Source organism: Collimonas sp. GW821-FHT02H07 (genome assembly GCF_059421505.1).
Genome location: NZ_JBWKVC010000012.1, coordinates 157,743 through 178,666 on the forward strand (window position 1 = coordinate 157,743; position 20,924 = coordinate 178,666).

The window sequence follows — 20,924 nt, forward strand, 5'->3', positions numbered from 1 at the left end:
CATTTGACAGCGGAGGTGAACTGGTCAGCGTGCTGAATACGAATGGCCCGCATGAATCGCAAGATTTCGGTTGGCGATTACATTTCTGATTTGCAAGTCAGCGTTGAGATCAAAATATTCAAGAGATCAGCGCTTCTCCAAGGCATCGTTGGATACACCGAAAAAGAATTTTATTGGGAGTTGGATTGACGTCGTTTTGAGCTCGGACAATTCAATAATTCATGGCATACAACAATATCTCACTAATTAACCTGAGGCAGGTTTCTATGAATAAACGCATTTATAAGAAATGTAAGGCAATAGCATTTCTAGCATGTATATCTATTTCATTTGGTTTCATACTTCAAGGGTGCGGCGACGGTCAATCATCTTCAGTTCAGACGCCCCCTTCAAGTCGCGCTAAAACGAGCGCAAGTGTTCAGATTTCCAAGCCACAATTAGCACCTATCGCCAATTATTTCACTTCTTCCCGGTCTGCAGACGAACTAGATTTTGGCCCGCCAGTGCCGCAAACAGATGAGCTAGGTATTGTTATATTGGGCGCCTACCATCAAGCTGCCAAGAAACCGACTACGACTGTAGCCGAATGGGCAAACCATTACTTTACCCAGGATTTTGCTCAAGGAGTGTTTAATCAAATCAGCAGGGGTAGGACGAAAATTAAAATCAAATATGTTGAGGAGTGGCGGCCATACGCCATTCCAGATGGGGCTGACGGCAAGGAAAAAGCCGACGCCCAAAAATGTTTTGGTACGGCTCGTCTTAATGCAGCACCGTTTGATTATCAGCTGAGCAAATCCCTCAAGGATCTCAATTTCAACGCCGTCACCGATAGGATTGTTGTGTTGGCTGACTGTAGTGAAAGTGGAATAAATATGGCTGATCCCCCACGCCCGTTAGCGATGACAACTGTTGCCACCAATGTAAAGTTTAATGGTGCTTATTCGGTGACGACTAGCGGACAAGAAGTTACGCCGGGTGTCATATATATGACTACCCCCGATCCTGTCCCTCGTCGATATACCCTCGATGAGCCAGACGCAACGAATTTGGCATATTCTCAGCTACCTAGCAACCATCCGGCACGCAATATCTGGTATGAAAAAGGATATCTTAATTGCAACCCTTTGTATTTGCCGGCCATCCATAAAGACTATTTTCAACCAATTTATGTACAAGATGCCACAGCCAATGGAGTAATTACTCCACAATATATTACTAAGCAAATTTGCGCCTCCATTATATTTCACGAGCTGGCTCATACCTTTGGGTTTCGAACAACTACAGATCATACTGGCGGAAGTGGATACGTAAAGGCATTTGATGTCTCAGGCAATCTACCGGTGTTGACGTATGACACGACGGATAACACGGGGTTTCGGCGCTGGAACCATCCATTTGACGCCGTCGGTTCTGGGGATCCTGATCGCTATACTTATGGTTGGACGGCCGGCACACGGTTCGGTGCGGGTTTCATTTCTGAAGAACAGGGCGATGTTACCCGCCTTAAGGCTCCCTCAGGAAGCAACCCCAAAAAACAAACGGTCAGGCTGACTTCCAGCTTTGCACCGTCAATCCCCGGCTACCAGGCTGTGGCTATTGAGTTGCCGAATAGTAAAAACAAAATTGAATTATGGATTTCCTATTACAACTCCAAAGATATAGATGGCAAAGACTATGAGATTTTTCGCACGGATTATCCCAAACGGCAAGCATTGGTTTTTGAATTAATGAAGATGAAAGGCCCCGGTCAAAGTGTCACTTTTATTCCGCCGAATCCACCTGATCTGACTAATGCGAGAGATATAGCTTTGAGGAAAACAAAAAATCCTAATTTTGATTTATTGACTAATGAAACCCTGGGCGCTGGTGAGAGCGCTTCATTATTAGGGATAAAAATTAATAATGTCCAGCCAGCGGGAGATTCAGTCACCTTTGATGTTGAATACCCGTGATGGATGTCTGAGAAATGGTCAGCTACATCCACCCGGGTCGTCGTCGAGTGGCGGAATCATCATCTATTTGACGATGAATTTATTCACGCAAAAAAAGCTATATCAACAGTGTCTCGTAATCAGGAATGCATGAGCCAATCATTGAGGTTTGATGACGGAAATGGTGCTCGGTGGAGTACGTCTTCAGCTGTTGGATGGGTAAATACGAGGTTATGAAAATATTGCTTGTTGAAGACGACCTGGACCTGGGCAACGGTGCACGAATTGCACTGTCCGATCAAGGCATGGATGTGGTATGGGTGCGCCAGCTGGGGAATGCGCTGCATGCACTGGAGTCCGACAACTGCGATTTGGCACTGCTGGATCTCGGTTTGCCGGACGGCGATGGCCTGGACCTGCTGACGCGCTTGCGCCGCGAAAAAAGCAGCTTGCCAATTATTATCCTGAGTGCCCGCGATGCACTCAACGATCGCCTGCTTTGCCTTGACAGTGGCGCCGACGATTACCTGGTCAAACCTTTCGTGCTGACCGAACTGGTGTCGCGCGTGCGTGCCTTGGCCCGGCGTAGCTACGGTTTCGACGACGGAACCCTGGAATTGCGCGGCCTGTCGCTGCATGTGCCAACCCGCCGTGTCAGCGTGCAGGGCCGGCCGGCGGCACTAACCGCAACCGAATACTCCTTGCTCAGCACTTTATTGATACGCGCCGACCGCGTAGTGACGCGCCACACCTTGGAAGATCTGGCGTTGCCCGGCGGGCAGGGCAATGCAAGTAATACCCTGGACGTGCATATGGCCAATTTACGCCGCAAGATCGGGGACGGCTATATCCGCACCGTGCGCGGAGTTGGCTTCGTGATAGATCAGCAGGCACCGGCATGCAGCGTGCGAAAATGATACGGCACTGGTCTGGTGTGCCGTCTGTTGCTGGCCTAGTTGCTCATGCTGACGCTGCAGCGGAGTCTGTTCATCGGCTACGCCGTATTCGAGACTAGCAGAATGTCCGGTCCCATTAACCTCGATCGCATATTAGCCCCCTCACCGCGCCTTCGGCAATCTTCCGCAGTTCATCGTCCAAATTCGATCCGTAGGATTTTTTCCCTGTTCAGTTAGCGAAATGCCGAGCGCCATTTAATATCCATCAAAGGAGAAAGCTACCGATTAAAAGACAAACGCAAAGCAGAAATTATTAAATCCAGAAATACCCCTGAAGAAAATGTCGGGGTGGGTCAACTCTAAGTTGCTGCCCAGCGATTGAGTGGGTCAGTTCTAAGTTGCCGTTGACACCGCCACAAGTCATGCTGTCAAGACGGCTCAGAAAGGCTTTCGATTACCCATATCTTTCTGATGCGAGATTGAAGCCAAGCTGCATATCTGCCAACCGGCGCATGCCTCTCCACATGACCGTGTTCCCAGGCGGCGGGTCGTTGGTGCGCGCCCTGACAGGCAAATGGAATGCTCTGACCCATGCTAGTCCAGAACCGTTTAAGCAACAGCCGAAAGCGTTTCTTGAGCCGCTCGTCTCGGAAATTGCAGGCGGCATTCTCTTTGTCCATCCACGTCGGCTCGTCTTCCGAGGACATCGGATGACGAGGTAGGGAATCGCTTGGCGTCCCCCTTCTTGTCATCTGATTGCGATCAACTTCCTCATGCGGAAAAGTTAACAGAACTTTCGAAAGTAAACAAGAAAATTGTGGGTAATCGAAAGGGTGAGACGACGCTTACGATGCACCAACGCCTTAAAAGACTCGCCCCAGTTGCAGGTAGAGGTTCCAGACTCCGCGCGGCGCAACAGCCAGGCCAAAGTAGAGAGGACCAATGACACTATTCCCGCCCAAAAACACGCTCGCGCTCTTCTTGTAGGCACCTCTGCCAAAGCTCTCGCGCATCTGCCAGACATCACCAACTTCCAGACTGCTGCCAAATACCGTGCTACGCAGGCCTGGCAAGCTCATGTCCGGCAAATCCCGCAAATAGGTCAGACGGCCATACAGCAAGTAGTTGCCGGAAAACTGGTCGGGAGCGTAGGCCGACAAATGCTGAAACCCTCCCAACGTGAATCCCAAACCGCCGTTGCCGTTCACCCCATTCTCCTCATTGCCGTAAGTACCCGCCGCTTCCAGCGCAAGGTTGAGCGTATTGCTCCCGCGACTGATGGCCCACAATACCTTGCCCTGAGCGTCGCTGTAACTATTATCAGCGCCGCCCAAAGCCACATTGCTGACTGCAGATAGATAATAACCCTTGCGTGGAAACAATGAATCGTCAAGCTGGTCCACGGTGAGTTGCGTACGCAATACCGGCTGTTTGACTCGGAAGCTGTCGAAGACCTGTTCCGGTGCAAAAGCGGTTAAATTCATTGGCAAATTGTAAGTAGGTTTTGCCAGCAGCCACTGGTAGTAGGCACCTGCGCGCAACTCCCCGACCCGACCGAGTGGCATGCCGAGATCAATCCCTACCTTGGTGGTGTCTATCCGATAGGCAGTCTGCGGTACGGTGCCGGAAGTTAGCGCCCCCTCGTCAGAATACAGGTCGATATGCCGGCGCCCGTACTCGGCATAAGGCGCTACATATGGTCCTACGGTGTTCCAGATAGGTTGCCGCAATTCGGTATGCAAGCTTGCTTGCTTGCTGCCCAGCACAACGTCGTTGCGCCACTCCAAGCCGTTGTCGGTAATCCAGGGTAGGCGATGCCCCACTTGCAGGTTGAAATCACCGCGGCCGTTGAAACTATTGGAAACACCGAGGCCGAACAACAGAAAATTCGGCCCCCAGGATTTTTCATCGGCGTCGACCTTGAGCACATTGTGGCCATTTTCGGTGATCAGTTCCTGCCTGACACTTTTGAAATCGCCATTGGTCGACAAGCTCGCCATATCCTTGTTGAGTGCGATCGGGTTGTACAAATCGCCTTCCTTGATATTCAGCGAACGCCGCACCACCGCTGCCGGCACCCGCCCATTGCTGTTGATTTCTATGGCGTCGATGCGCGTGTTCTGAGCCAGCACCGGCCCGCTGCCGCGCGCGGCGAGGTAGGCTCCCCACTGCTGCGGAGGCAATGCCAGCGCCAATAGTTTGGCACGCTGCTGTTCGGTGGCGTCATAGCCGGCCTTGACGCCATCTTTACCGCGCGAAAAATCGGCGAAACCCAGATCGCCCATGTCCGGCTCGATCAATATGTCGTCCTTCTTGAGCGAATCGATTTGCCGCTTGACGTTCTGGCGCATCAGGATGGTCACCATCTGCTTCGCCACCGAGGTGGGCGATTCAAGCGTGGCTGGATCTTGCAGATCGGCAGCGATATTGACTGCAATGATGATGTCCGCGCCCATCGCACGCGCCTGGTCCACCGGCAAATTGCGCACCAGGCCGCCATCCACAAGAACCCGGCCATCCAGCTTGAGCGGCGCGAACAAGCCGGGCACTGCCATGCTGGCGCGGATTGCGCGCGGCAAGGAACCCTGGCTCAGAATCACTTCCTGACCGCTGCCGAGATCGGTCGCCACTGCGCGGAACGGCGTTGGCAGCTTATCAAAGGAAATATTGGCCGGCAGTTGCGGGGTCCAGTTCTGCAACAGCGTCAGCAGATTATTCCCTTGCACCAGGCCCTTCGGCAGTTTCAGCTTGCCGTCGCCGTAGCCTGCTGACAGGCCGATCGGATATTGATAGTCGTCTTCGCGCTGCAATTGTGGTAAGTCGGCCCGCTCGTTGCGGTCGAAGGCGATATCGCTAAGATTGGTACTCGACAAGATGCGATTCAGTTCATCGACCGACAGACCGCTCGCATACAGCCCGCCCACCACTGCACCCATGCTAGTGGCGGCGACGTAGTCAATCGGGATATGCATTTTCTCCAACGCTTGCAGCACCCCCAGGTGAGCGTAGCCGCGAGCGCCACCGCCGGACAGGACAAGGCCGATGTGCGGCCGGGGCGTAGGACTTTCGGTTGCACTTTTAACGCCGTCCGAAACGGCCGCGGTGGCTACGGATACGGCGCTGGCATGCGCCAGGCTCACCAGCAAGCAGCCAAGATACATACACACACCACGTAACGCAGGGAAATGCACAGTATTTCGCTTAAAAGGAGGAGTAACTGATCGGAAAAACCTGAAATCACTCATAAATCAGAAATATATAGACACTTAGGCGTTTAAAGAAAAAATGAACTAAGATGGAATTTTTGCTGCCTGTCAGCAAGATGCGAATCGCCCCCAACTAGGTTAAATTCCAACAGACTGGACAGTCAGGATTGTAGGACATATTTTCGCCAATGGGCTGGTTAATCCTCTATTGCGTCCGGCAGCGTCAATCATGCTAGGCGTGACGCAGCTTCCTTGAGTCGATAGTTCTTCCCGACGAAATCGAGGATGCATACGCAACACACCAACTGGTCCAGAATAGTCGCTGCCATCGTGTTGCCATCGACGCGGAGTGCGACTGACTGGTCATCCATTACCGACTGGTCGGCGTCGATCGGTAATCCCCCCACCAAATGATCGCGTTTAAAAGTAGAATTTTCTAAACTGAGATTTTTGAAAGTTCTGCATGAAGACTTCCCGTTTTACCGACAGCCAAATCATCGCCATCCTCAAGCAAGCCGAGGGTGGCTCACCCGTCCCGGAGCTGTGCCGTGAACACGGCATCAGCAATGCCACGTTTTACAAATGGCGTTCAAAGTTCGGTGGTATGGATGCGTCGCTGATGGCCCGCATGAAAGAACTGGAAGACGAAAACCGGCGCCTGAAGAAGATGTATGCCGAAGAACGGCTCAAGGCCGAGATCGTCGCCGAGGCTCTCACAAAAAAATGGTAGCGCCATCTCAACGGCGAGAGATGGCGCAGTGGGCTGTAGCCCAGCGTTCAGCCACCATTGAATTGGCGTGCCAGGCATTTGGCATCAGCCAAACCTGCTATCGCTATCGCGCCAAGCTCGATGCGGAAAATGGCGTCGTTGCCGACTGGCTGGTGCGACTGACGAACAATCAGCGCAACTGGGGTTTCGGCCTGTGCTTCCTGTATTTACGCAACGTGAAGGGCTTCAAATGGAACCACAAACGCGTCTACAGAATATATCGCGCACTTGAACTGAACCTGCGGATAAAACCGCGTCACCGCCTAGTGCGGGAGAAGCCGCTGCCGCTGGCTGTGCCCGCGCAGATCAACGAAACCTGGTCGATGGACTTCATGCATGATCAGCTTGCCGATGGTCGCAGCATTCGTCTGTTCAACGTGATCGACGACTACAACCGTGAAGGGCTTGGGATTGACGTCGATTTCTCGCTACCGTCGGAACGGGTCATCCGTTCCTTGGATAGGATCATTGAATGGCGGGACAAACCAAACGTGATCCGGTGCGACAACGGGCCTGAATATATCAGTGCCGTGACGCTGGCCTGGGCTGCAAAGCGCGGCATTCGGATCGAGTTCATCCAGCCTGGCCAGCCGCAGCAAAATGCCTACGTCGAACGCTACAACCGGACGGTTCGCTACGATTGGTTGGCCCATCATCTGTTTGAAACGCTTGATGAAATTCAAGAATTTGCAACACGCTGGCTATGGACCTACAATCACGACCGGCCAAACATGGCTCTTGGCGGCATCACGCCAAAACAGAAGCTGGCCTTAGCCGCTTAACCTCTACTTTTAGCGCACTCTAAAAATGGTGGGATTACTGATCAAGGCGCATCGTTATTGCCTGCTCGGCATCGCCTTTGAATGAATGCCGGACAGGACATCCAGGTTACGCACTAACGCTCCTGCATAGGGGGCAAGTAGGCAATTGCATTGGTGGTGTGGCTCTTGCTCGTCCCCAGGCTGTTGACGATTAGGGCTTTTTGTCATTCGACCTCGGCGATGATGAATTCGAGGAGGCGGGCCGATGCACCCGCCGTGCTGCAGTTTGAGATTTATGCACCAATCGTCGTCGACAAGTGAAATACGCTTATCAGGCCGCCTTGCTGGCAACGTCGGGCCATCAAACGCATGGGCCAATCGAGTGCATCCTGCCGGATCGGCCAGAATGTGTAAAGGAAGAAGGGAAGATCCTTCGCCTACACAATGAAGGTGTCAGGCGTTGTGTGGATGACGGACAGGCGCCGTTCACCTGCGCGCCCGTGAGCAGATCGGTGTAGTCTTCACCGGCCACGCTCAACGGATAAAGTTGTTCCAGATCGGATGCGGTCTGGAGCGGGGGCGATCTCGGCTAGAGTCGCAGTCGATAGACCTTTAGTCAAGATCTGGACGGATTTGTGGACGCGCACGTTCTCCTGCAAAGTCTGTGGGCAGGAACTGTCCATATCTGAGCTGTGCTGTGCTGCACCCCGGCAGGCCGTGATTCCGCTGAAATAATGGACGACTTGCTCGCACAGCTACGCCCAGGTCTTCATCAATGAGTTGCAGACCGTGCGCCGGAAGCTGCATATTGAGTAGCGATGGCGCATAATGAACCGTCGTTGCCAGCAGTGGTCACTTCTGAGCAATTACGTCAGGGTACCGTCACCACAGTTGACCTGAGCCTTCTCGCCCGGGGGAATTTCTGCAGCTCACAACATTATGACTCACACTTCATCCGGCGACCGATGGGGAATTGGCACTATTATAGTAACCGGTGAAGCCGAACCGTTCGACGATGTTCTGATAGATCACTGTGCAGTTACGGGGCAAGCGCAGGTGGGGCCGATAAAGGCGCAGTGTCGCATGCACGACATTTTCGGAATGGTTGTGTCAGTTGCCGGTGTCCGGACTGGAATGCCCTAACGTCGCCCGGACGCGACACAATCCGGAGCGGCAGTACTGGTCCGATAGCGTGCGCGTCGCAGCCATCACCGGCGCGTTCCTGCTCGGCATCTTCAAACCAAATCAGGTTAGGCTGACTGCATTTAGGAATGCACAAGCCCGATGTCAACTCGTCTACCTGCGCCACCACGTGACAGACCGACCAGGCGAACCTGCATGTGCACTATATTAGCATCGCATTAGAATTTCGATTCAAAATCTCGCTCAGTCACCAGCTTCTTGAGTCGCGCATTCTATGCGTCCAGGACTATAACGACTAGTGCAGAACATCGACACATTTTACGCCGTTAGCCAAACCGCCTCGAACGTGCAAAAACGGAGGCTCGGACCTCAGGAGCGGCGCGAGATCATGCAAGAAAATCACAACTTTGCCTAAGGGTGCACATTAATTCCCGGACAACCGTTCCATTTTGTCAAGCAGGGCGTGAGGACGGTACAACTACTGAGAAAATAAGCAGTAACGAGAATGGCTAGAAAAGAATTTTTCATCAAGGAACCAAAATAAATATCAAGATAGACAACAATACCTTTTTATTAAGGAAATACATGAAGAAAACATGAGGAATCTATTAATGCATGATTAAAATAACAATGCTTGGCTGTAGGGCACCTCGAATAACCGACGATTTCGCCGTTGCCAGCGCGCTAAAGGTTAGAACTGTATGTGGCAATGCGTGAGCGCGACTGTTTCCCGGCTCATTTTTCAGGCCGCGGCCTCAATTTCGGCGATCCGGACGGACCTCAGGCGTCAGAACGCCTCGATCCCTGCCTCCTGGGGTAATCGTGCTTCTGGTGCAGCGTATCAATCCGCACCAAAAGCACGATTACACCCTGTGATGCGCACGCTCGACAATTGCTGCAGGCCTGCATGACCGCCGGTATTGCAGTGCCGGAGCAAGTCGCGCTGATCGGTATCGACAATGATCCGCTGGCCCGTCTGCTGATGCGAATCCCCTTAAGTTCTGTGATACAGGGATCAGAGGAAATGGGGCGCACCGCAGCCCATCTTCTGCATCAGATCCTGAATGGCGCGCGCCTGTCGGGTACTCGCATCCTGGTGCCGCCGGTTGGTATCAATGTGCTCGCATCCAGCCAGCATGAAATGTTTCATCATCCTCATGTGATGCAAGCGAGGCATTTCATCCGGCAGTACGCGTGCCAGGGCATAAAAACCGAACAGGTTGCCGATTATGTCGGCATATCTCGCTCCTCGCTCGAATCGCATTTCCGCCACGAGCTTGGAAACAGCGTACACGACGAAATCCTGCACTTTAAACTTGACGTCGCCAAGACGATTCTGACACGCGAACCGGGCAATCTAGCAAATATCGCGGTTCGTTGCGGCTTCACATCGATCCAGTATATGTATGCAGTGTTCAAGCGCGAGCTTGGCTGCACCCCGCGCGAGTATATGGAGCGAATTTTGCAAGCACATACCGGTCCGCGCCGATTGAAAGCAGCCCTTAACGATGATGACTAAGATTCCAGTTCTCTGCGCGTCGACCGGCATCGACGAAAATTTCTACGCGTTGCGTAATGAGCAAGACCGTATACGCTGGTCCGTTGCATGCCAGGTCAGCTTGAGAGTTTACGCAAATGATCAACCAAAAGCTGTGATGCGATAGGCAGGGCGCTGTACGATCGCACGCAGATGACTAGCTGCCGCTTCGCCCACGGTTCGGCTAGTGAAATCGATTTGATTCCTAACCCCCGCAGATATAGTTGTGCACTTCCGCGCGGCATGACGCCGATTCCCATTCCGGCCGCGACCATCAGGCAAAGCGCATCAAATCCGGTCACTTGAATGCGTAGCTTCAAGGGTTTGCTGACTTCGCTGGCAGCCTTTGTCAGCAGGTTGTTGATCGCGCTGCCAGGATGCGCGCCGACGAAGTCGAAATCCAGTGCGTCCACGAGCGTCACCGCCTTTTTTCGCGCAAGTGCGTGTCCTTGCGGTACGACTACAACCAGTTCATCTTCGTGATACGGTAAGAGCGTCAGGTTTTCACCGTAATTTCCTGCATTGAGAATGCCGATATCTGCAGCATTTTCAGCCACCGCTTTGGCTATCACCGAACTAATTCGTTCCTGAAGATGGACTTGTACAAGAGGATTGTCAACCATGAAGGATTTGATCTCGCCGGGCAGAAACTGCGTGATTGCCGAAATGTTGGCAAATACCCTCACGTAACCACGTATTCCAGCTGAATATTCGCTCATTTGGGCAACGATATCGTCGAGATTGTTTAGCACTTCGCGCGCGAGATTAAGCAATGCGAAAGCTGCGGCGGTTGCTTCTACACCTTTGTTGCTGCGTATGAAAAGTTCGGTATTCAGCGCACTCTCAAGTTCGCTCAGCCGCTTACTTACCGCCGATGCTGCCAGGTGTTCACGTGCAGCGGCATCTGCGATCGTTCCTTCTTCCATTACTGCAATAAACAGTTTCAACGTAACTGGATCGAGATTCATGGCAGGGGCTCCCAAAAAAATAAGGAGGATAGGGTAGAAGCCGGCTGGGCGATCTTCATTATGCCATCGCATTTCGCGATGGTAGCCTCGCGAAATACTGTTTTGCGGTAGGTGAGGAGTTTACTAGTATGAGCTCATAGAAGGCAAAACGCCTCGTTTGGAGACAAATATGACTACCCTCATCGCCAGATTGCTTTACGCCTCGGTCGCGACACGCCGGCCAAGATCGTAAGTAAGCACTACATTTCCCCAACTCTGTTTCCGCTCGAGCATCGGCGCTTCGTCGCCGCTCCGGCGTGATTAATAGGAGCTTTATCGTGATTTCCAATCAAACTGACAACCCGCCGCTCAAGGGGATCAAAGTAATCGAACTCGGCACTCTTATCGCGGGGCCATATGCCTGCGGCCTATTTGCACAGTTTGGCGCTGAAGTGATCAAAGTCGAGGCGCCCGGCGACGGCGATCCTTTGCGCAAATGGCGAAAACTGCATGAAGGCACCTCGCTCTGGTGGTATACGCAAAGCCGCAACAAGAAGTCGATTACGATCAATCTGAAATCGGAGCGTGGTCAGCAAATTGTGCGCGACCTGATCAAGGACGCACACATCGTAGTCGAGAATTTCCGCCCCGGCACACTAGAAAAATGGGGCTTGGGCTGGGATGTTTTATCGCAGATCAATCCCGGCCTGATTATGGTACGTATCTCCGGTTATGGCCAGACTGGTCCATATAGTGAACGCCCCGGTTTTGCCGCGATTGCCGAATCGATGGGCGGTTTGCGTTATGTGTCGGGCTATCCAGATCGTCCGCCGGTACGTTCGGGAGTTAGCATCGGCGATACGCTTGCTTCGTTGTATGGTGTCATTGGCGCGATGATGGCGATGCACCATTTGAACGTCAATGGCGGCAAGGGACAGTATATCGACGTCGCGCTCTACGAGTCGGTGTTCGCCGTCATGGAAAGCCTGGTGCCGGAATATTCGATGTTCAAACATATTCGTGAGCGGACCGGCGCCAGCCTGCCCGGCATTTCGCCGTCGAGCACCTACCTCTGCCGCGATGGGAATTATGTGATTATCGCTGGCAACGGCGATGCGATTTTCAAGCGGCTCATGAATGCTATCGACCGTCCCGATCTGGCCGAAGACGATCGTCTCGCACGCAATGACGGCCGAGTCGAGCATAACGCGATGCTTGACGACGCAATCAGCGCCTGGACCGGTCGCCATGATTTGGAAGCGGTGCTGGCAACACTGGCATTAGCTGCGGTCCCCTCCGGGAAAGTCTACACGGCAGCGGATATATTTGACGATCCCCAGTACCAGGCGCGCGGCATGCTCGAAAGACACACGCTGCCCGACGGTAGTGAAGTGGATTTGCCCGGCATTGTGCCGAAACTGAGTGCAACGCCTGGTGCAACGCAGACACTAGGGCCGGCGCTTGGCGAACATACCGATGAGATTCTACAGTCGCTCGGCATTACGGCTGAGCAGATTGCCGGACTGCGCGCCGCCGCTGTTATCTGATATCTGATTCCATCCATTGCCTATCGGAGCCGCCATGTTGTTCAGTACTTTTCCCAAACGTGTTTATCTGCAGGAAGTCGCCGTGCGCGACGGTTTTCAGATTGAACCTTCTTTCATTCTAACCGATGACAAGATCCGGCTGATAGATCGTCTCTCTGCTACCGGTCTGGCCAAGATAGAGATTACCTCCTTTGTATCGCCGAAGGCCATACCCAACCTGCGCGACGCCAAAGAGGTTGCACTAGGCATCAAACGGGTACCTAACGTGGTTTATGTCGCATTGGTGCCTAATGAACGCGGGTGTGAGCGCGCACTAGAATGCGAGTTGGACGAAATCAACCTGGTGCTTTCGGTTAGTGAAACGCATAACCTGGCCAATATGCGGATGACGCCGATGCAGTCGTTGGAACGTTTTGCCGCGGTAATGGAGCTGCTGCGCGGAACCCACATGAAAGTCAATGGCACGCTTGCAACGGCATTCGGCTGCCCTTTCGAAGGAGAGCAGTCGATACAGAAAATTCTGGCGATCGGACACGCTTATCAGGATATGGGTATGCATAGTATGACGCTAGCCGACACCACCGGCATGGCAGATCCACGTCAGGTAGGAGAAATCACCGATCTTTTCCGGCGCACCTTTCCTGACATGCCACTGACGCTGCATTTTCATAATACCCGCGGCATGGGTCTAGCCAACATCCTTGCGGCATTGGGTGCAGGTGCCAACCGCTTCGACGCCGCATTGGGTGGGCTCGGAGGCTGTCCTTTTGCACCAGGAGCAAGCGGTAATGTTTGTACTGAAGACCTCGCTCACATGCTTGACAGTTGCGGACTAGCCACCGGTATCGATCTTGACCTGCTGTTGGGTATCGCCAGGGATCTGCCCGCACTGGTTGGTCACGACGTACCAGGTCAGATCATCAAGGCCGGCAAACGTAGTGCCCGTTATACCGGACCGGCTGTTGCGCAGTGAGTTTGAATTTTTGAAAGATGACAAGGAGACAAAATGAAAACGATCCAACCAGCCATGAATCAGATGATCGAGACCGTGCCGACCGAACTAAGCATCTGCAAGAAAGTGGCTTGGCATGTCATGCCGTTGATCATGATTTGCTATCTGTTCGCCTTCTTTGACCGCATCAATATCAGTTTCGCCAAATTTCAGCTTCAGGGTGACCTGGGTTTGAGCGATACTGCGTACGGTCTCGGCGCCAGCTTGTTCGTCGTCGGCTATGTGTTGTTCGAAGTGCCGAGCAATATGTTTCTTTACAAAGTCGGTGCGCGTCGCTGGATTGCCCGCATCATGATTTCTTGGGGCCTGGCCACCGCAGCGATGATATTTGTCAGTACCGAGTGGCAGTTCTACGGGCTGCGATTTTTGGTCGGGGCGATGGAAGCCGGCTTTGCACCTGGGGTACTGTACTACCTGACGCTGTGGTTTCCTACCAGTTTCCGCGGTCGGATCACCTCAATGCTGTTTTTGGCTTCCGCATTTTCCGGCTTGATCGGGGCGCCGATTTCTGGACTGGTTCTGTCGCATATGAATGGCGTGATGGGAATTCGTGGCTGGCACTGGTTGTTCCTGCTTGGAGGTCTTCCCTGTATTCTGCTCGGACTGGTGGTGCTCACGCAACTGAAGGACAGGATTGAAGACGCCGGCTGGTTAAGCCGGGCGGAGAAGGATATCCTCGGCGGCCGTATTACGGAGCAGGGCAAGCATAGTGCGGGCGCTCAGTCCATGTGGCAGGTAATCAAGACGCCAGGGGTGTTGACGCTTGCATTCATCTATTTTCTGATTCAGGTCGGGTCCTACGGTCTGAATTTCTGGGCTCCGCATCTTATCCGTAGCGCCGGCACTAACAACCCGACCATTATTGGGCTGCTGACCGCGGTACCTTATATCTGCGGCGCAATCGCGATGGTTGTCGTTGGGCAGCTGTCGGACGCCAGCGGCATACGGCATAAATTTGTCGTCGGTCTGATGTTGCTGGCATCCATCGGATTTTTCAGCGCAGGCATTTTTGACAAGCAGATCGCGCTTCTTATCGTTGCGTTAGGCGTGCTGGGCGCCGGCGTCATCGCGTCGATTCCTGCGTTTTGGGCGCTTCCCCCGAAGTTGCTGACGGGCGCGGGCGCTGCTGCTGGCATTGCGCTGATCAACACCCTGGGGCAACTGGGCGGAATCGTGAGTCCGGTCATGGTCGGTCGCATCAAGGACGTGACCGGAAGTACCACGCCAGCGCTGTATGCGATCGCAGGTATTACCTTGTTGTGCGCGTTGATTCTGGCGTACGGATTGCCGCAACAGTTGTGCAAACGAGAAGTGCGTCCAGCGAACTAAGGGAAAAATGGCGCTTGCGCAACGCGCCTGTTCCGGCAATTAGTTCTAGAGTGGCAGCAAGGGCCACTCCAGAAGGAACAATGACAGTTGCTTTTAGAAGCCTTTTCTTTTCAACGAGATGACAGGTGCTGCTGTGCTCCAGCAGAAGCAATCAAAATGACGAACGGGTGATGCGCATGAGGCAAGTCAGTTTTACATCCCTGCGTTTTTTCGTGAGTGTGTGCGAAGAGGGCAGCATTGCCAAGGCGGCCGAGCGCGAGTCTATCGTGCCATCGGCTGTCAGCAAGCGCCTCTCCAACCTGGAGGCGATGATGGACGTACTCCTGTTAAATCGGCTTCATCAAGGTGTTTCGCCTACCGCTGCGGGCGAAGCCTTATTGTTCCATGCGCGCTCGGTGTTAAACAATCTAGTGTGTATGAAAAATGATGTGTCCACCTATGCCGAGGATGTGCAAGGACATATCCGCATGTTTGCCAATATTTCTGCCCGAGGATTTGCGCAGTTTCAAATTTCAGAATCCGAAAGTCAAGATAGTGTTGGAAGAACATCTCAGTGTCGATATTCTTCTTCGGACGGTCCGGCGAGTGCGAACAGGCGTTGTTCCCTGATGGCCGCCATCAGCTCTTCGCTTGTGATGCCCAAGCGATCCAACAATTCGGATGAAGTTAGCAAACTTTTGGAAGCGATATTCTATGCGCGCAAGACCTGCTCTTGGCTGCGCTGGTCAGTCATAAATGCGTCGTTTTCCTTCTTCTTCATTTCGAATTTCATTTATTTCCCAGCAATGATATTGGTGCGTTTGCCATCTCGTCGTCCAAATATCGACAGTAAACGCTTTTCTTGCGAAGTTTACAAGCACTTCTTTCCCTCTACCGGCATCGACCAGACTGTTGCTTCATGCGATTACCCTGACGAAGCCAAGGCCGCAATTTCCGATTACATCGAGGTGTATTACAATCGCCTGCAACCACATCAACCATTGAGCTACCGCACCCCTACCGATGTCGAGGCACAGTTCAAAAGTGCTTAATTAACTTGTCCACCAAAACCGGGGCACCTCAGTTTGACCCAATTCAAAATCCAGTGGCCGCCATCGCGCACCGCCGTGGTCCGGATTGCAGATGCATCCAAACCCACATGCGGTTCAGTGAGACAGAAGCAGCCAAGCATTTCTCCCGTTGCCAGCGGCTTCAAATACTTTTTCTTCTGTTCATGCAAACCGAATTTGTCGGGAATGCCGCACGCCAGTGAGTGCTGTACCGAAACAGTGGTTGAAGTGGCGCCGTCGCCGGCGGCAATTTCTTCAAACGCCAGCACCAGCGACAGGTAGTCAAGTCCGGCGCCGCCCAATTCTTCGGCGACCGTCATGCTCATTACGCCCAGTGCACCCAATTCTTTCAATACCTGACGAGGAAAAGTGTGGTGGCGTGCCCACTGCGCTGCGTTTGGCGCGATACGCTCGCCAGTGTATTGGCGTACGGCGTCACGAATCATTTCCTGTTCTTGCGTCAGTATCATTTGTTATCCCAAGATGTCGTAATGCGATGAATTTCAGCCAGCTTATCATGCCGCCTGCAGCACAATTTTCCTGGATGCGGCGGCGAGCAGTTCGGCTCTGCGACGCTCGTAATTCCTGATTGCTTCGGCCTTGACCGGACCGTAGCCCCGAATTTCCTGGGGCAATGCAGCCAGTTCGACCGCGTAGACAATGTTATTTGTGGTGAGCGTAGTGCATAGCCGCTCGATTTGGCCGAAGTAGTCGCCGATGAGACCTCGCTCATGCCGGCGCTCGGCGCTGTAACCGAATACGTCCATCGCTGTACCGCGCAAGCCTCGCAGCCGTGCCAGTACATTGAAAAGCGGCAATATCCAGGGGCCGAATTTTCGCTTCTGCGGCCGCCCCGTCGCCGGGTCAATGCGAGAAATGAGCGGCGGAGACAACCAGAGTGATATTTTCTTTGAGCCGGCGAACTGAGCGGACAGGGACGCCTTGAATTCCGAACTAGCGAAAAGACGCGCCACCTCGTACTCGTCCTTGTAGGCCATTAATCGATAAGCGCTGATGGCAACGGCGCGTGTCAACTCTTCACCAGTCGACACAAGCACGTTCTCAGCGTTACGCACACGGGTTATGAGCGCGCGGTAGCGTTCGGCATATGCGATGTTTTGGTACGCGATCAAGTCTTGGAAGCGGTGCTCAATCAACTCGTCCAGGGTCTCGGATAATGCGGCGGCGGGCCGTGCATTGTCATCAAGTTTTTGCAATGTCTGCGGACTGGCTGCCGCGATCCGCCCCCATGTGAAGGCGCGCTTATTCAGGGCGACGGCAGCCCCGTTGAGCTCAATGGTGCGGTCGATAGCCTCAAACGACAACGGCACCAACCCTTTTTGCCAGGCATAGCCCAACAACAAAGTATGCACAGTGACGGTGTCGCCAAAGACCCGTTGTGCCAGCGTGCCGGCGTTTAGAGAATGGCAATTTTTGTCTACACAACGTTGACTTACCCGGTCAAGCATGAGCTTGGTCGGCAGGGCTGCGTCACGCTGCGCAATGACTTCTGCAGTTGGCGTCTCATCCAGATTTAATATTGCCGCTGAGCGTTTTGAAGAAATTCGAATAAGCGAATCGGTAGCCGACGCCACGACAAGATCAGCGCCCAGCAGCAGGTCGACCGATCCAGGTCCGATGCGCACCGCATAAATATCATCAGGTGCTGATGCAATCCGAATCTGGCTCACAACGGCGCCGTTTTTTTGTGCCAGGCCGGTGAAGTCGAGAACGGTCGAGCCTTTTCCCTCCAAATGCGCGGCCCCGCCTATCAGCGCTCCCATGGTTAGTACGCCTGTTCCGCCAATACCTGTGACGAGGACGTTAAAAGTACCAGCGATTTTTGGTATCGTCGGTACCGGCAGAGTCGCTGCCGCTTCCGTTTCGAGCGTTTTAAGACGTGCATCATTTGGCTTCCTGAGCCAGGCTCCCTCTACCTCTATGAAGCTGGGGCAGAAACCCTTGATGCAAGAGAAATCCTTGTTGCAAGAACTTTGGTTAATTTTGCGTTTACGGCCGAAGGCGGTCTCCAGCGGTTCGATAGCGATGCAGTTCGACTGGACCGAACAATCCCCGCAACCTTCGCAAACGCGGTCGTTGATGAACAGGCGTTTGTCCGGATCCGGAAGCTCTTTACGCTTGCGCTTGCGGCGCTTCTCCGCCGCACACGTTTGCTCATAGACAATCGCAGTGACACCGGACACCTCACGCAACGCGCGTTGCACTTTGTCCAGCTCGTCGCGATGGTGAACGGCAGTCCCTGCTGCAAGTTCTTTATTTCCGCGCCAACGGCCTGGATCCTCCGAGACGAGCGCGATATGAACTACGCCCTCCGCGTGCAGTTGCCGGGTGATGCGGGCTGGATCGATAAGACCTTCCGCTGCCTGGCCCCCAGTCATGGCGACCGCATCGTTATACAGAATTTTATAGGTCACGTTCGTCTTGGCCGCGACCGCGGCGCGAATCGCGAGCAGACCCGAATGCTGATATGTGCCGTCGCCAAGGTTCTGGAAAACATGTTGGACGGCGGAGAACTGCGCAGCACCGATCCATTGCGCGCCTTCGCCACCCATCTGGCTAAATGTTTTGGTTTTCAGTTCCGGCTGGGCCAATGCCATGACATGGCAGCCGATGCCGCCACCGGCAACTGAGCCGTCCGGTGTTTTGGTCGAGGTATTGTGCGGACAGCCCGAACAGAAATAGGGGGTGCGAATCGGAATTAGCGCTGCGCGAACAGGCTTCTGCCGCGCCTCAAGCGCGGCCAGTCTATCGCGCAGCATCGGCAGCGCATCAGCCAACCGTGAAACCAGTTTGCGCGCGACCAGCAGTGGCGTAAATTCGGATACCTCCGGCAACAGCGGCGCGCCCATTGGGTCCGTCTTTCCGCTTACCCGCGGCCGCTGTTCTGCGAAACGATGGTAGAGCGCTTCCTTGATCTGCGTCTCGACCGTTGCGCGCTTCTCTTCGACGACAAAGAGTTCTTCATGACCATCGGCGAATGCGAGCATGCCGCTCGTCTCAAGCGGCCAGCTCATCGCCACTTTATACACTGAGATACCCATGTCCTGCAATGCAACCTTGCTAAGCTCCAGATCGTCGATGGCTTGCATCAAATCCTGGTGCGCCTTGCCGACGGTGACTATTCCCAGCCGGCGACGGGGGGCCGCAACGATGATCCGATCCAGGCTATTGGCACGCGCCCAGGCGCGTGCAGCCGGAATACGTTCATCAATCAGCCGACGCTCCAGTTCTGCTCGCTGACCCGGCCAGGAAATGCCTGGGTCCCAGTTCAGCCCGTGCGCCGGTACCGGAAAATCAGAAGGAATAACGAAGGAAGGTGGCTGGCCTACGTCGAATGAGGCGGCGGTCTCGATCACTTCGGCAATCGTCTTCAGGCCAACCCAGAGCCCGGAATAACGCGACATCGCGAAGCCGGCCAGACCGAGTTGAATGACTTCTTGCACGCTCGCAGGTTGTAGAACCGGGATGGAGGCAGACTGGAAAATGCCGTCCGTCTGGTGCGGATACATTGAAGACTGCGCAGCGTGGTCATCGCCCGACACGGCAAGCACGCCGCCAAGCGGGGAGGTGCCAAGCATATTCGCACTTCGGAATACATCTCCGGTTCGATCGACGCCCGGACCTTTGCCGTACCAGATTCCGAATACACCATCTGCAGTGGTACTGCCATAGGCGCTATGCATCTGCGCCCCCCATAATGCGGTAGCGGCCAGGTCTTCATTCAAGCCGGGCTGAAAAACAATTTCGTGCGCTGCCAGTTCTTTCGATGCTTTCCATAGTTGCTGGTCGTAGGCACCAAGCGGCGAGCCCCGATAGCCCGATACGAGGCCCGCGGTATTAATTCCGCGTGCGCGATCGAGCTGGCGTTGCAGCATCGGCAACAGCACCAGCGCCTGGATTCCCGTGAGGAAAATTCTACCCGCTGCATGGGCATAGATATTCCCGGAACTAAAGGTTTTGTTGATAGTAGGCATACTGCAGCTCCTGGTTCTGATGCTGGAAAAGGTAAGAAATCTTACGCTTCCATCGCTAGCATTTGGAACTGAACTTAGCCATGTATGCCGAACTTTTTAGTACAATCAATCTACATTTTATTTAAATAGTAGGTATATATGACTACAGTTGATGAACTTGACAGAATTGATCTCAAAATTCTGAAAGAACTTGCCCAGGATGGCCGCCTGACTTGGAATAAGCTGGGCGACCGCGTGGGGCTGTCGCTGACGCCGACGCTTCGACGCGTGCGGCGCCTGGAAGAGAGTGGTTTTATCCAGGGCTACGTGGCACGGCTGGACGAAGCGCGCCTGTCTGGGCGTATGACTGTTTTTGTGGCCGTCACGTTAGCCACGCAGTCGGAAGAAACCATTGCCAATTTCGAGAAACAGATTGCGCTGGTGCCTGAAGTAATGAACTGCTTCCTCATGACCGGAGATGCGGACTACAGCCTTCGCGTGGTCGTAAAAGACCTTGATTCCTATAATCAATTTCTTACTCGAACGCTAACGCGCATTCCGGGTGTCGCGCACATCAAATCAAGTTTTGCACTTAAAACGGTCTTTGTTCGTTCTGCTCCTTCGCTGTAGCTTGGTAATGGGTTTTGTCAGGCTTTGCACCAACTCGGCCCAGACTGTGTAAAAACAAAAAACTTCGTCTTGGCGATGATTAACTCGTTCTACCACGTTGATCAAGGCGATGACAGCGATTGTGTTGAACGATAGTCGGGACCAAGTTGGTAAGAGGTTTTTTGAAATGGGATCGCGTAAAGTAAAGGCT

General features: G+C 53.6%; 13 protein-coding genes and 3 pseudogenes. 10 read left to right on the plus strand and 6 right to left on the minus strand.

Going from position 1 to position 20,924, the window contains the following annotated elements:
- Nucleotides 1-51 precede the first annotated feature (51 nt).
- The 3 genes from AC07V8_RS18750 (at nucleotide 52) to AC07V8_RS18760 (ending at nucleotide 2,851) form a co-directional block, all read left to right on the plus strand.
- Nucleotides 52-189 carry a hypothetical protein gene (locus AC07V8_RS18750; protein WP_494679839.1) on the plus strand — a complete coding sequence of 46 codons (138 nt, stop codon included), beginning with the start codon at nucleotides 52-54 and terminating at the stop codon, nucleotides 187-189.
- Nucleotides 190-266: 77 nt separating this feature from the next.
- Nucleotides 267-1,955 carry a hypothetical protein gene (locus AC07V8_RS18755; protein ID WP_494679840.1) on the plus strand — a complete coding sequence of 563 codons (1,689 nt, stop codon included), beginning with the start codon at nucleotides 267-269 and terminating at the stop codon, nucleotides 1,953-1,955.
- Between the two features lie 212 nt (nucleotides 1,956-2,167).
- Nucleotides 2,168-2,851 (plus strand): response regulator, encoded by a 684-nt coding sequence (locus tag AC07V8_RS18760; RefSeq protein ID WP_494679841.1) that lies wholly within the window; start codon nucleotides 2,168-2,170, stop codon nucleotides 2,849-2,851.
- Nucleotides 2,852-3,258: 407 nt separating this feature from the next.
- Here AC07V8_RS18760 and AC07V8_RS18765 read toward each other — a convergent pair whose 3' ends face one another.
- The 3 genes and pseudogenes from AC07V8_RS18765 to AC07V8_RS18775 form a co-directional block, all read right to left on the minus strand.
- Entirely contained in the window at nucleotides 3,259-3,582 is a 324-nt protein-coding gene (locus tag AC07V8_RS18765) for an IS4/Tn5 family transposase DNA-binding protein (protein WP_494679842.1), read from the minus strand.
- Between the two features lie 111 nt (nucleotides 3,583-3,693).
- On the minus strand, nucleotides 3,694-5,991 hold the full coding sequence (locus tag AC07V8_RS18770; RefSeq protein ID WP_494679843.1) for a patatin-like phospholipase family protein: 2,298 nt from the start codon (nucleotides 5,989-5,991) through the stop codon (nucleotides 3,694-3,696).
- Between the two features lie 272 nt (nucleotides 5,992-6,263).
- A pseudogene (locus AC07V8_RS18775) lies at nucleotides 6,264-6,371 on the minus strand (ATP-binding protein); the annotation flags it as partial.
- Between the two features lie 128 nt (nucleotides 6,372-6,499).
- Here AC07V8_RS18775 and AC07V8_RS18780 point away from each other — a divergent pair.
- Together AC07V8_RS18780 and AC07V8_RS18785 are read left to right on the plus strand one after the other, a co-directional pair.
- Nucleotides 6,500-7,587 (plus strand): IS3 family transposase gene (locus AC07V8_RS18780; protein ID WP_494721482.1). Its coding sequence is split into 2 segments (ribosomal slippage): nucleotides 6,500-6,752 and nucleotides 6,752-7,587, totalling 1,089 coding nucleotides; the frame shifts between segments, so codons are not numbered across the junction.
- Nucleotides 7,588-9,577: 1,990 nt separating this feature from the next.
- Nucleotides 9,578-10,228 (plus strand): annotated as a pseudogene (locus AC07V8_RS18785) (helix-turn-helix transcriptional regulator); the annotation flags it as partial.
- A gap of 95 nt (nucleotides 10,229-10,323) precedes the next feature.
- Here AC07V8_RS18785 and AC07V8_RS18790 read toward each other — a convergent pair.
- Nucleotides 10,324-11,214, minus strand: a complete 891-nt coding sequence (locus tag AC07V8_RS18790; RefSeq protein WP_494680854.1) for a LysR family transcriptional regulator — start codon at nucleotides 11,212-11,214, stop codon at nucleotides 10,324-10,326.
- A 317-nt stretch (nucleotides 11,215-11,531) separates the two neighbouring features.
- On the opposite strand from AC07V8_RS18790, the gene AC07V8_RS18795 reads away from it, so the two are divergent.
- From AC07V8_RS18795 to AC07V8_RS18810, 4 genes are all read left to right on the plus strand, one after another.
- Nucleotides 11,532-12,740, plus strand: coding sequence for a CaiB/BaiF CoA transferase family protein (locus AC07V8_RS18795; protein WP_494680855.1), 1,209 nt, complete (start codon nucleotides 11,532-11,534; stop codon nucleotides 12,738-12,740).
- A gap of 34 nt (nucleotides 12,741-12,774) precedes the next feature.
- On the plus strand, nucleotides 12,775-13,713 hold the full coding sequence (locus AC07V8_RS18800) for a hydroxymethylglutaryl-CoA lyase (protein ID WP_494680856.1): 939 nt from the start codon (nucleotides 12,775-12,777) through the stop codon (nucleotides 13,711-13,713).
- A gap of 33 nt (nucleotides 13,714-13,746) precedes the next feature.
- Nucleotides 13,747-15,081 (plus strand): MFS transporter, encoded by a 1,335-nt coding sequence (locus tag AC07V8_RS18805; protein ID WP_494680857.1) that lies wholly within the window; start codon nucleotides 13,747-13,749, stop codon nucleotides 15,079-15,081.
- Between the two features lie 125 nt (nucleotides 15,082-15,206).
- The gene (locus AC07V8_RS18810; RefSeq protein ID WP_494680858.1) at nucleotides 15,207-16,112 is read left to right on the plus strand and encodes a LysR family transcriptional regulator; all 906 of its coding nucleotides are present in this window, start codon (nucleotides 15,207-15,209) and stop codon (nucleotides 16,110-16,112) included.
- A gap of 32 nt (nucleotides 16,113-16,144) precedes the next feature.
- Here AC07V8_RS18810 and AC07V8_RS18815 read toward each other — a convergent pair.
- Both AC07V8_RS18815 and AC07V8_RS18820 read right to left on the minus strand, forming a co-directional pair.
- A pseudogene (locus tag AC07V8_RS18815) lies at nucleotides 16,145-16,600 on the minus strand (acyl-CoA dehydrogenase family protein); the annotation flags it as partial.
- 45 nt (nucleotides 16,601-16,645) lie between these two features.
- Entirely contained in the window at nucleotides 16,646-20,125 is a 3,480-nt protein-coding gene (locus AC07V8_RS18820; RefSeq protein ID WP_494680859.1) for an indolepyruvate ferredoxin oxidoreductase family protein, read from the minus strand.
- Nucleotides 20,126-20,263: 138 nt separating this feature from the next.
- On the opposite strand from AC07V8_RS18820, the gene AC07V8_RS18825 reads away from it, so the two are divergent.
- Nucleotides 20,264-20,734, plus strand: coding sequence for an Lrp/AsnC family transcriptional regulator (locus AC07V8_RS18825; RefSeq protein ID WP_494680860.1), 471 nt, complete (start codon nucleotides 20,264-20,266; stop codon nucleotides 20,732-20,734).
- The last annotated feature ends 190 nt before the right edge of the window (nucleotides 20,735-20,924 follow it).